Genomic DNA, 12,230 nt, shown 5'->3' on the forward strand with positions numbered 1-12,230 from the left:
AACTATTGTCCATGGAGGACTTATAAATGCAGCGTAATGGAATAACGCTTCCGCCGATTGTTGTGCGTCCGGATAAACAAGATGAATATTTACATTATTTAGGTGCCGGGGACGGCTCGGGACCAGGCATTAACTTTGCGCCGTTGGGTGAAATACTCGATATGGAAAGTATCTATAAAGATACTTCCAGGAATATTGCTCAGGTCATTGAAAAGGAACTGGCAGAAGCGCGGGCAGCAGGTGATCAAAGTGTCTTGCCGCCTATGGATGCGCTGGCGCGGGAGATGCAATTCAGGGATTCCCTGATCGCCAGGAAGTTTGGTGCGCTTTTGGTGGCCAAGGACGTGGCCATCGAACGTTTCGGCCACGCCCAGGTTGAAACCTTTTTCAACGGAGGCCGCTTACCGCAAGTCAATCGGCGAAGCGCCAGCGTCAGCGTACGGCAGGCTTATAGCGCTCTGTTCAACGCCAAGTTACTGGTTGAAGGCATTGGCGTGTTGAACAGCCAGTCGGCCACGGTCAAGGGCATGATTGCCGTGGTGCAAGCGCAGGAAGCCGAGCGGATCGCTCAGGAGCAGGCGCGGTTGGCGGCGGAATACGCCAGGCAGGTTGCACAGGAACAGGCCCGCGTCGCTCAGGAGCAGGCGCGGCGGCAGGCGGAGGAGCTGGCGCGGCAGGCCGCGGCCGATGAAATCAGGCGGCTCGAAGAGGAACAGGCCCGTTTGGCGGCTGAGGCACTAGAGCGCAAGCGTGCCGAGGAACAGGCAGCGCTTGAGGCTGAGGCCGAAGCACGCAGGGTTGCTGAGGAAAAGCGCCGGCAGGACACCTCCGGTGGGCACAGTAGCCTGTTGCGCTTTCAGGGCAATACCAGCCACGCCCAACTGGTATTTGCGACGTCCGCTGGTGCGGTCGCGATTGCCGACAACCTGATGGCGGGTTTTGCCGCTTCGATTCGCGCGGCGGTGGCCGGTTTATCGGAGGTGGCTGCCGGCGCGGCGTCCGGGCTGATGGTGGGGGTGAGTGCGTTTGTCTATTCCCCGGTGTTGGGCAATGGAGAGTTGCCTGAACGCTTTCTGCTCAGCCTCCCACTGGCAGATCTGCTGCCCGGTCAACTGCCTGATCTGGACAGGCTGGCAAGCGAAAGAGCACGACTGAATCTGCCGGTACGTTTGAGCGCCCGGCCGCTGACGGGCTCTCTCGCCGAACTGCTTGTCGTTCCGGTAGCGGGGACAAAACGGCCTTCCGGCGTTCGCGTGGTTGCAGCTGATTTCAACGCAGGGAACAACACTTACAGCGCGACCCTCACTGACATCCCGTCGACAACCGCGGTCTGGACTCCCGCAGTAACGCCGGCAGACAGTTCAACGCTGTTCCCCATCGAGAATCCGTCCCCACCTCGATATATCGGCGGCAACCTCGTGCCGATTGAAGGACGGATCGACGCTCACCCAGGGCGGGGCAGCATTCGTTTCGACGACTTCATTCTGGTCTTCCCGTCGGAATCGGGCCTGCCACCGCAGTACGTCATGTTCCGGGATCGACGCAATGATCCAGGGGTGGCGAGTGGTCATGGAGCGCCGGTTGCGGGTGGATGGCTAGGGGCTGCTGCGCAGGGTGATGGGGCGCCAATCCCATCGCACATTGCTGATCAGTTACGGGGTCGTCAGTTCAACAGTTTCAGAGCATTCAGAGAAACATTCTGGAAAGCTGTTTTCAATGACGAAAAACTGGCTGACTTATTTAATGAAACAAGTTTGAACGAAATGAAAAAGGGCAAAGCCCCGATAGTTAGAATGAACGATTCAGCAGGAGCAAGAGTGAAATACGAACTGCATCATAAGGTCGGCTTGGCCGAGGGAGGGGATTTATATAATGCTGACAACATAAATATCGTTACCCCGAAAGCGCATGTTGAAATTCATAAAGGGCTTTGATATGAGGTCGATACAGGATATGAGAGAGGAAGATTTTCTTGAGTTTGTCAGGAAAATATATGATTCCGGGTTTACAACAGAGAAGCAACAAATTGCTGCCATTCTTGAGTTCTCTCGGCTAGTTGAACATCCATCTGGTTACGATTTGATTTACTACCCGGAGGAAGGTAAGGATGGGCCTGAAAATGTTGTATTGGAGGTGAAAAACTGGCGTTCCGCTAATGGTAAACCCGGTTTCAAAGATAAATAAAAGCAACCCCCTATTGGTATTACCTGCCAATAGGGGGCCATCTCTGTTCAGCTTTCCTTTTTGATTTCCACCCCAGGCGTAATCACCTGCACACTCATCCTTGGTGTCGCCAGATCCAGCCCCGCCTCATCCAGTTGCCTTTTCAGCGACAAATTGAACGCCCGGGAAACTTCCCACTGCTTGATCGGCGCAGTCTTGAACCGTGCGCGCAGAATCGCGCTGCCGGACTCGAAACTTTCCACACCCTGAATCTCCAGCGGCGACCAAATATTGCGGCGCTGCAACGGATCGCTGCGCATCTTCTGGCCGACGTCGCGCATCAGTTTGATCGCGTCGTCGATTTCCATGTTGTATGGCACGGCGACGCGGAAGATCGCGTAGCCGAATTCCCGCGAGTAGTTCTTGATGCTTTTGATTTCGCTGAACGGGATGGTGTGGACGATGCCGTCGATGTCGCGCAGGCGTACGGTGCGGATGGTCAGACCTTCGACGGTGCCGAGGTGGCCGCCAACGTCGACGTAGTCGTCGATGGCCAGCGAGTCTTCGATGATGATGAACAGGCCGGTGATCAGGTCAGCGACGAGCGACTGCGCGCCGAAGCCGATGGCCAGACCGATCACGCCGGCACCGGCCAGCAGCGGTGTGACGTTCATGCCCATGTTCGCCAACGCGACGATCAGCGCGATGATGAAAATCGCCACGAACAGCACGTTGCGGATCAACGGCATCATCGTCTGCGCCCGTGCATTCGCCAGGCCTTTGCGCGAGCGGGTGAGGGCGTGGTGCACGGCGGTGTCGGCGAGGATCCAGATCAGCCAGGAGAAAATCAGCGTGCCGATCAGGCTGAACAGTTTGACGCTGATGTCATGGCCATCGCCTTCGGCGAACGCGATCAGCGAATGGCCCCAGACGCGCAGGCCCAGTTCGATGAAGATCAGCCACACCAGCAAATGCGTCAGGGTGTAGAAGAAGTTTTTCAGTCGCTCCGAATACAGCGCATGGCGTTTCGGCCCGCGTTGCGGTTTCAGCGAATGGCGGCGCACGAGGCCGTTGATAACCATGCACAACACCAGCAGCACCGTGCAGATCAGCGACTGGCGCAGCGCGGTGCTGGTGTCGCCGGCGGAGACAAACGTGGCGAACAGCGAGATGCCGACCAGCACCAGTGCCGGCACGTACCAGAAGGTGCCGAGGATCTCGATGGTGTCGCTGAGGGCGCGGCGGGTCAGGCGGCGTGACAGCGGTTGGTTGCGGATCAGGTGCGCGATCGGTCGGCGGAATCGCAGAATGAACAGGCCGGTCGACAGCGCCGCAAGCACATTGGCCGTGGTCGCGGCGGTGTGCGCCAGATGTACGCCCAGGCTCTCGACCAGACGCGGATCGCTCAGCGCTTCACCGAACGCGGCGAAGCTGCCGATCAGCCACAGCGGCCGAAACGCCTGATGACGCAGGATGTACAGCGCGCGATGGCGATGCGGGCCGTCGAGCAGGGAGAAGGCGATCACGCAGATCGCCGAGAAACAGGTGCCGACCACCAAGGCATAGGCCAGCACCATCGCCAGGCTTTTGCCCAGCGAAGACGGCAGCACGTAGCTCATGTACACCGTCATCACCAATGCGATCAGCCACGGCCCGAGCTTGCGCAGGGCAAAGCGCAGCATGTCGAGGGCCTTGGGGTGTTGCGGCAGTTCTTCGGTGAGGCCGAAGCGCAGACGCACGCGGTGGCTGAGCCAGATCAGCGCGGCGGCGAGCAGGCTCCAGACCATCAGGATCACCGCGAAACCGAAAATGATCGGCAGCCATTCATTGGCCGGCAGCAGCTTGCTGGTCAGTTCGTCCTTGGCCAGGTCGAATTCGTTGGACCAGCGGGTGAGCGGGCTGTCGGCGCCGGAAAACTGTTTTTCGAAGCTGGCGAGGGTGCCGCCGATCAGGCCCAGCACGCCTTCTTCCGGGGTGGCTTGAGCTTTCTTCGTAGCGTCGCGCAGCTTCTTCAGATCGCTGAGCAACTGCGCGCGTTGCTTGTCGTTTTCCAGCGACTTGATCACCTCGTCCAGTGACTGGCCGAGGGGTTCCACGGCTTCAGGCTGCGGTTTGGAAGTGTTGAGCAGGCCGGGCAGACCGACCGCTTGGGCGGGCGCCAGCGGCAGCAGCGTCATCAGGCAGACAAGCAGCAGACCGGGCAAAGCAAAAAGACGAGCGAACACCAGAAGACAACCTCGCGATAGGCGGATGCGCTGGAGTGTACGAGGCCCTTTGGCTCAATGCGAGCCGGGCGCGGTCATTCGTTGAGTTTGGCGAGGATCTTGTAGACCACCGTGGCGAGGATCATCAGCATGCCGATCCACATGGCGAACACCCCGGCGTTCTTGTCGCGGAAGTTGAAGCCGATGGCCAGCAGGATCATTCCGCTGAGGATGGGAATGAGCATGGCGTGGAAGGAGGACATCGAGATCATGAAGACTGCCTTGTCTGTGGGGGATGTTTGCAGTCTAGGCGGGTTTTCGAGGCGGGGTGTGATGTGGCTCAGGAATGCATCAGGCCGGGAGGATTCTGCTGTCTGCACAGGCGATTTCGCGAGCAGGCTCGCTCCCACAGGTGAATGGCATTCCATTGTGGGAGCGAGCCTGCTCGCGAAGCTTGTCAGCCGTTACGGCAATTCACGGCTGGCATAGAACGCACTGAGCACTTTGACCAGATGCGCCAGGTCATGGCTGCCGCACAGCTCGCGAATCGAATGCATGGCGAAGGTCGGCAGGCCGATGTCGACGGTGCGCACGCCCAGATGGCTGGCGGTGATCGGGCCGATGGTCGAGCCGCAGCCCATGTCGCTGCGCACCACGAAGCTTTGCACCGGGACTTCTTCGGCCATGCACAGGTGGCGGAAGAAACCGGCAGTTTCGCTATTGGTGGCGTAGCGCTGGTTGCTGTTGACCTTGATCACCGGGCCGGCGTTGAGTTTCGGGCCGTGATTGGCGTCGTGCTTGTCTGCATAGTTGGGATGCACGCCGTGGGCGTTGTCGGCCGACACGAGCAGGGATTTCTGAATGGTGCGGACGAACTCGTCGCCTTCTGGCAGCAGGCGGCGCAGAGTCTGTTCGAGCATCGGGCCGTCGGCACCGCACGCCGAGCACGAGCCGACTTCTTCGTGGTCGTTACAGACCAGCACGCAGGTCTCGTCGGTTTCGGCGGTGAGCAACGCTTGCAGGCCGGCGTAGCACGACAGCAGGTTGTCCAGACGCGCACCGGCAATGAAATCGCCGTTCAGGCCGATCACCGCAGCGCTTTGCGTGTCGTAGAAACTCAGCTCGTAATCCAGGACCACGTCGGCGTTCAAACCGTGTTCGCGGGCCAGTTGGTCGGTGAGCACGGCGCGGAAATCGACGCGCTCGTCACCGGCGAATTGCGCCAGGATCGGCGGTAGTTCGGTCTGCGCGTTGATCGCCCAGCCCTGGTTGGCTTCACGGTTGAGGTGAATGGCCAGGTTGGGAATGATCGCGATGGGTGCCTTGAAGTCGATCAACTGACTCTCGACCTTGCCGTCACGGCGGAAGGTCACGCGGCCGGCCAGCGACAGATCGCGGTCGAACCATGGCGCCAGCAGCGCGCCGCCGTAGACTTCGACGCCCAGTTGCCAGAAGCCCTGACGTTGCAGTTCCGGTTGCGGCTTGACCCGCAGACACGGGCTGTCGGTGTGAGCGCCGACCAGACGGATACCGTCGTGCAGTGGCGAGTTGCGGCCCATTTTGATCGCGACGATCGAGGAGTCGTTACGGGTGACGTAATAGCGGCCGTTGGCCTCGGTGGACCATGGCTCGCGCTCGTCGAGGCGTACATAACCGGCGGCCTCCAGACGCTGAACGAGGCTGGCGGTGGCGTGGAACGGGGTAGGGGAGGCCTTGAGAAAGTCGATCAGGCCCTGGTTCAACTCTGCGCGCATAAGAAACTCCAGACAGCAATGGGCGGCAGTTTAACGCATCACTCAGCGCCATTGGGCAAGTGGTTTGCGCAAGCACGCTCAGGAGTGCTGATCGATGCGCTTGCGCAGGTAGGCAATGATGGCTTGTTGATCATCCTTTCTGGCAGGTTTCGGCAGGTGCTTCGGCCAGCCCTTGCCGCTGCCGAAGAAGGCCTTTTGCGTGACGCTGTCCCAACGCAGGATTTCCCGCGACGCCGATTCCCACCATTCGTGACGGCAGATCTCGTAATACGGGTGGGCAGGTGCAGCACTGCCGAACAGCAACGCCCGGCCGACTTTCTTCATGCCGCCGCGCTTTTTGCGCAGTTTCCACTTGATGCGCAGACGGTCCCAGGTTGAGGGAACGGGTTTGCTGCGCGGAACCTCGTTGCACAGCTCTGGCAGTTCGGGGTGGAAGGCCTCGCCGTAACGGGCGAAAAAATGTTTCTGCATGGCGTGGAAGAAGTTTTTGTCGGCGAAGTAGTGATAGACGAATTTCTTCGCTTCCTGGATCGGCTGGTCGCGCATGGCAAACGACAGTGCAATCTGTTCGATCGTATGGATGTCGAACGGGTCCTGCGTCCACTCATCGATCAGCCGGACCGATTTCTCCAGCAGCGCTGCATCGCCATCGGTGACGCCGCACAAGCCGCTGTTGTAGAGCTTGAAGCTGTTCGTCGACGAGATGCCGTGGACTTGCAGGCAGCGCGCGAGTTTTTCGTAGTCCGCCCGGTTACAGACGTAACTCCAGTCATATTCGAAGCGGTCCATCACGTAACGGCCGGGCGTGATCATGCTGAACAGCCGGTGCGGCGAATCGAGAAACAGCGTGTCGGTGTCGACGAACAGGGTTTTTTCGGCGAGTGTCAGGCCCAGTGCAATGGCGCACGCTTTGCGGCGGTGGTGGTAGCCGTTCTCGCCCTGCCACTGGATCAGGGTCTGCTCGCTCAAAGGGACGGTCTCGACCGGCCAGCCGGCATAGTCCTGCGGACGATCGGTCAGGACTCGGATGCACAATGATTCACCTGGCTGCAGTTGTGCCAGGGCGGTGAGGATGCTGAATTTCGCCTCGCGCCGATAAACGTCTTTGTCGCCATAGATCAGGTAGAGCAGCTGGTGCGGTACTTTTTCCAGGGGGGGGAAGGCTTCGCGCATAAGCGGCTCCATACGGCGGGGGGCGCGAGTTTACCGTATTGCTCCGCTGATTTGCAGGCCGGACACTTGCTTCAAAGTGTTGCCAGGGAGGGCGTCAACCGGTGATCAATCTGCCAGAGAGGAAGACTTCACGGCGTTGCTTGCGACCGACGTACTCATGTTTGCTCAACTGATAGACAGCCTCGAACCTGTCTCTCGATAAGCCAGGCAATGCACTGAGGTATTGATCTACCAGGCGATCGTAGGCGGCTTCGGTGATGAATTTGTAGATATCCCGACGATAGAAGAAGCCGAGTTGAAAACCGAGTGTTTCACTTGCGTGCGCGGTCGGGCCTGCGAAGCAGTTTTCAAAGTCGATGGCTTTGAGTGGCCTTTGCGTTTGCTCGGGCACCATGATGTTGCCCACCCAGAAATCCATGTGGGTGATGTTCTTGCTGGCGAGCGAGCTGAGCAGTTGAAACGCGTCGAGGATAAAGGCTTCGATGTTTTCGGGATTGCGTCTGATGCACTCGGCCCCATCAATATGGCCTTCGAGCAGGTGAGTCAGCAGGAAGAACTCCTCGGTCAGGCCGAGTCTGCTGCGGGTATAGCCATAGCCCTTCAGTGGAGGCATCTCCACGCCCCGGCGCTGAGCTTCGAGGGAATTCATCAGCTCTTCGAGAGGCCAGTCGAAGCGCCCGTTGCGTTGCGGTTTGTTCAGGCTCACCCGCACCTTTGCCTTGAACGTGTCCAATGGCTGGACCTTGGCAAATAGTGGTGTTTCACAGGACGACAACGGTGCGCTGGCCCGGGTCAGTTTGTGCGCGCGGCGTTTTTTAATGAGCTGCTCCAGGGCCTGGCGTGCCTGGATGCTGGGTGCTTCGCTCAAGTGCAGGGTCGTGTTACCGAATGCGTAGATGATCGGGTATTCGGATTGAAGTGTTTTGCTGCAGAACACGGAAAAGGCCTCCTGCCTGATATCGAAGTGCCATGATTTTATATTTGATTACAATTTTATGACAGTTCTTTACGTCAATCTATTGCCGGTGGATTTTTGGCAGGACAAAAAAAGCCCTTCACCAGGAAGGGCTTCCAAAGTATTCACGCAATTCAGAACGGAGCCGGGCACTCGAAGCGCAGGCGCTCGCCGGTCTGCGGATGAGTGAAGCTGAGCATGCTCGCGTGCAGGCACAGACGCGGCCAAGCCGCCAGCGCTTGCTCGTGGGCGTAGAGCCCGTCACCGAGTAGCGGGTGGCCGATCGACAACATGTGTACGCGCAGTTGATGCGAGCGGCCGGTAATCGGTGTCAGTTCGACACGGCACCAGTCGCCGCAACGTTCCAGCACCTTCCAGAAGGTCAGCGCGTGTTTGCCGAATTCGTGATCGACCACGTGTCGCGGCTTGGTCGGTGGGTCGTAGCGCAGGGGCAGATCGATGCTGCCGCTGTCCAGCTCAGGCTGACCCCAGGCCAAAGCGGTGTAGGCTTTTTCGGTTTCGCGGTCGTGAAACTGCCGCGACAGTTCGCGATGAGTGTCGGCGTCACGGGCCAGCAGGATGATGCCGGAGGTTTCCCAGTCCAGGCGATGAACGATGCGCGCTTCCGGGTAGCCGTTTTCCTGCAAGCGGGTAATCAGGCAGTCCTTGTTGTCGTCAGCGCGACCGGGCACCGAGAGCAGCAGGGTCGGTTTGTCGACCACCAGTACGGCGGCGTCCTCATGGATGATGCGGATGTTGGACAGCGGCATTAAAACAGCCTCGTAACAAATGCCAACGGCGGCTCGGGACTGCTGATAACTCTGTAGGAGCTGCCGAAGGCTGCGATCTTTTGACTTTGAAGATCAAAAGATCGCAGCCTTCGGCAGCTCCTACACGAGCATCAACAGCCCGAGCCGCCGTAGCGACTGCCAAATCGACTCAGCGATCGGGCAGGGTGATGTTGAGTTCCAGAATCGAGCAACTGCCCTGGCTTTCCAGTGCAACATGTACGTCGTCGTTGCCGATGTTGACGTACTTGCGGATCACGTCGACCAGTTCCTTCTGCAAGGCTGGCAGGTAATCCGGCGTGCTGCGCTGGCCGCGCTCATGCGCCACGATGATCTGTAGACGCTCTTTCGCTACCGAGGCGGTACTTGGCTTTTTGTTGGCACGAAAGAAGTCAAAAAGGTTCATTACCTACCTCCAAACAGGCGCTCGAAGAATCCCTTCTTCTCGACATCGAGGAATCGGTGGGCTTTTTCTTTGCCCAGCAGGCGGTCGACGGTATCGCTGTAAGCCTGACCGGCATCGCTCTGGTCGTCGAGAATCACCGGCACGCCCTGGTTGGAAGCCTTGAGCACCGCCTGGGATTCCGGGATGACGCCGAGCAGGGTCACCGAGAGGATTTCCTTGACGTCTTCAACGCCGAGCATCTCGCCCTTTTCAACACGCTCCGGGTGGTAGCGGGTGATCAGCAGGTGTTCCTTGATCGGGTCTTCGCCACGTTCGGCGCGGCGCGATTTGCTCGCCAGCAGGCCGAGCATGCGGTCCGAGTCACGTACCGAGGAGACTTCCGGGTTGGTCACGACGATCGCTTCATCGGCGAAATACATGGCCAGGTGCGCACCTTTCTCGATGCCCGCCGGGGAATCGCAGACGACGAACTCGAATTGTTCCTTGAGCTCCATCAGGACTTTTTCCACGCCTTCGACGGTCAGCGCGTCTTTGTCGCGGGTCTGGCTGGCCGCCAGTACGTAGAGGTTTTCCAGGCGCTTGTCTTTGATCAGTGCCTGTTGCAGGTTGGCTTCGCCGTTTACCACGTTGACGAAGTCATACACCACGCGGCGCTCGCAACCCATGATCAGGTCGAGGTTACGCAAGCCCACGTCGAAGTCGACGATCACTGTTTTGTGGCCGCGCAGAGCGAGACCGGTACCGATAGCGGCGCTGGTGGTGGTCTTACCCACACCACCCTTGCCGGATGTAACCACGAGAATCTTGGCCAAGGTGTTTCACCCCTAAGGAAGAAGGACTGTTCAGCCCCTGAAAAACATCTCTTGAAAACTACTGCAGTCGGACAGCCTTGGCTGGAATTTGGCTTTGAGCCTTTTTCCTACTTCGTTTGAGCCGTTTTCGCTACGTTTTAGAGATGCTTGGAAAATGCGGCAGTATCCGTTAAAGCCGAATGATGTTCAACACGTCGCCTGACAGGCTGACCTGGACGCCCGAGCCCCACATCGGATCACGACGCAAATCCTCGGAGACCTTGTAATGACCGGCGATGGAGATCAGTTCAGCGCTCAATTGCTGACAGAAAATCCGTGCCTTGGTGTCACCTTTGACGCCGGCCAGCGCACGGCCGCGCATCGGGCCGTATACATGGATGTTGCCATCGGCGAGAAGTTCCGCCCCCGGACTGACCGATGAGACCACGACCAGATCGCCACCCTGGGCATATATCTGCTGGCCACCACGTACTGGCGTGGTGATTACGCGGGTCGGTTTGACGGTCGGCTCAGGCGGCTTTTCCGGCTTCTTTTTGACTTCGGCTTCCGGCGTCTCCAGCGGACGCTCGCGGGCGCCGGAGGGCGGTAGCACGGGGATGTCGATGGCGATGGCGGCGGCGATGTCTTCGATGCGGCTGGCACGAATGGCCAGGGTACGCAGACCGTGCTGACGGCAGACGCGCATCAGCCCCGGCAGGTCAACCGCGCCCTGGTTCGGCGGCAGTTTGTCCAGCGCCAGAACCAGCGGTGCATTGCTGAAAAAATTCGGCGCCTGGGCGACTTTGGCGGCCAATTGCCGATCGAGGCTTTCGAGGTCGTTACGGGCCAGTTCCAGCACAGTGATGGCCAGCATGCTGCCCTTGAGCTGGAATACGGGATCTTGGTCTAACGGGTCGGTTTGGCTCATGTCGGCATACAACGGCTTGTCACTAAAAGTGCCGAGACTTATAACGAGAACGCCCGCGAGCCGCAAGCCGGGTCGAACGATGTAGAATGCGCGGCCACTGTATTTACGGAAGCTTTAATGGATCGCCCGCGTTTTCGAAAAGCATATCTTGCTCCGCGCTTCTGGCCGCTCTGGTGCGGCCTGGGGCTTTTGTGGCTGATCGTGCAGTTGCCGTATCCGGCGCTGCTGACCATCGGTCGAGTTTTGGGCGCGTTGATGTATCGCGTCGCCAGCGACCGGCGAACCATCGCCCGGCGCAATCTGGAATTGTGCTTTCCGGAAAAATCCGCCGCTGAGCGCAAACGCCTGCTCAAGGAAAACTTCGCCTCCACCGGCATCGCCTTCTTCGAGATGGCGATGAGCTGGTGGTGGTCGCGCGAGCGTCTGGCGAAACTGGCCCACGTCGAAGGCCTTGAACATCTGCAGAAGGCCCAGCGCGAAGGCAAAGGCGTGATTCTCATGGCCGCGCATTTCACCACCCTGGAAATCGGCGCGGCGCTGCTCGGCCAGCAGCACACCATCGACGGCATGTACCGCGAACACAAAAACCCCTTGTTCGACTTCGTCCAGCGCCGTGGCCGCGAGCGGCACAATCTGGATTCGCTGGCGGTGGAGCGCGATGACGTGCGCGGCATGCTCAAACTGCTGCGCTCGGGACGGGCGATCTGGTATGCGCCGGATCAGGATTACGGCGCCAAGCAGAGCATCTTCGTGCCGCTGTTCGGCATTCAGGCCGCCACCGTCACTGCGACGACCAAGTTTGCACGGCTGGGCAAAGCGCTGGTGGTGCCGTTCACTCAGGAACGTCTGGCCGACGGCAGTGGTTATCGTCTGGTGATTCATCCGCCGCTGGAAGATTTCCCCGGCGAGAGCGAGGAGGCCGATTGCATCCGCATCAATCAGTGGGTCGAGAGTGCTTTGCGTGCCTGCCCCGAGCAGTATCTGTGGGCGCATCGGCGCTTCAAGAGTCGCCCACCGGGCGAGCCGAAGCTTTATCCCAAGCGTCGTTGATTCACCCGTACTGACAAG

At 59.2% G+C, this 12,230-nt stretch carries 12 protein-coding genes; 3 read left to right on the plus strand and 9 right to left on the minus strand.

Annotated features, from left to right (window positions below; translation table 11 throughout):
- The first annotated feature begins 26 nt into the window (after positions 1 to 26).
- Positions 27 to 1,934 carry an S-type pyocin domain-containing protein gene (locus tag AC0Z5Z_RS21970; RefSeq protein ID WP_485611631.1) on the plus strand — a complete coding sequence of 636 codons (1,908 nt, stop codon included), beginning with the start codon at positions 27 to 29 and terminating at the stop codon, positions 1,932 to 1,934.
- A complete protein-coding gene (locus AC0Z5Z_RS21975; protein WP_290127533.1) occupies positions 1,909 to 2,184 on the plus strand; it encodes a bacteriocin immunity protein in 276 nt (91 codons plus the stop codon). Before AC0Z5Z_RS21970 ends, AC0Z5Z_RS21975 begins: the two co-directional genes overlap by 26 nt.
- A 47-nt stretch (positions 2,185 to 2,231) precedes the next feature.
- Here AC0Z5Z_RS21975 and AC0Z5Z_RS21980 read toward each other — a convergent pair whose 3' ends face one another.
- From AC0Z5Z_RS21980 to minC, 9 genes are all read right to left on the minus strand, one after another.
- The gene (locus AC0Z5Z_RS21980; protein WP_041479310.1) at positions 2,232 to 4,388 is read right to left on the minus strand and encodes a mechanosensitive ion channel family protein; all 2,157 of its coding nucleotides are present in this window, start codon (positions 4,386 to 4,388) and stop codon (positions 2,232 to 2,234) included.
- Between the two features lie 74 nt (positions 4,389 to 4,462).
- A complete protein-coding gene (locus AC0Z5Z_RS21985; RefSeq protein ID WP_016773747.1) occupies positions 4,463 to 4,639 on the minus strand; it encodes a hypothetical protein in 177 nt (58 codons plus the stop codon).
- A gap of 192 nt (positions 4,640 to 4,831) precedes the next feature.
- Complete coding sequence (locus AC0Z5Z_RS21990) at positions 4,832 to 6,121, minus strand: M18 family aminopeptidase (RefSeq protein WP_016773748.1); 1,290 nt, start codon at positions 6,119 to 6,121, stop codon at positions 4,832 to 4,834.
- Between the two features lie 78 nt (positions 6,122 to 6,199).
- Positions 6,200 to 7,294, minus strand: coding sequence for a hypothetical protein (locus AC0Z5Z_RS21995; RefSeq protein ID WP_485611632.1), 1,095 nt, complete (start codon positions 7,292 to 7,294; stop codon positions 6,200 to 6,202).
- 94 nt (positions 7,295 to 7,388) lie between these two features.
- Entirely contained in the window at positions 7,389 to 8,231 is an 843-nt protein-coding gene (locus AC0Z5Z_RS22000; RefSeq protein ID WP_252879697.1) for a protein kinase family protein, read from the minus strand.
- 152 nt (positions 8,232 to 8,383) lie between these two features.
- Complete coding sequence (locus AC0Z5Z_RS22005) at positions 8,384 to 9,019, minus strand: RluA family pseudouridine synthase (protein WP_024012204.1); 636 nt, start codon at positions 9,017 to 9,019, stop codon at positions 8,384 to 8,386.
- Between the two features lie 169 nt (positions 9,020 to 9,188).
- The gene (minE, locus tag AC0Z5Z_RS22010) at positions 9,189 to 9,443 is read right to left on the minus strand and encodes a cell division topological specificity factor MinE (protein WP_003223146.1); all 255 of its coding nucleotides are present in this window, start codon (positions 9,441 to 9,443) and stop codon (positions 9,189 to 9,191) included.
- Positions 9,443 to 10,255, minus strand: a complete 813-nt coding sequence (gene minD, locus AC0Z5Z_RS22015) for a septum site-determining protein MinD (protein WP_007913953.1) — start codon at positions 10,253 to 10,255, stop codon at positions 9,443 to 9,445. The genes minE and minD overlap by 1 nt, the downstream gene beginning before the upstream one ends.
- Positions 10,256 to 10,424: 169 nt before the next feature.
- Entirely contained in the window at positions 10,425 to 11,162 is a 738-nt protein-coding gene (gene minC, locus AC0Z5Z_RS22020; protein ID WP_041479318.1) for a septum site-determining protein MinC, read from the minus strand.
- A 117-nt stretch (positions 11,163 to 11,279) separates the two neighbouring features.
- Between minC and AC0Z5Z_RS22025 the strand changes: the two genes are divergently transcribed.
- Complete coding sequence (locus AC0Z5Z_RS22025; RefSeq protein WP_041479319.1) at positions 11,280 to 12,212, plus strand: lipid A biosynthesis lauroyl acyltransferase; 933 nt, start codon at positions 11,280 to 11,282, stop codon at positions 12,210 to 12,212.
- The last annotated feature ends 18 nt before the right edge of the window (positions 12,213 to 12,230 follow it).

It is taken from the genome of Pseudomonas sp. 1L-E-NC-VB-C3, from assembly GCF_057291535.1.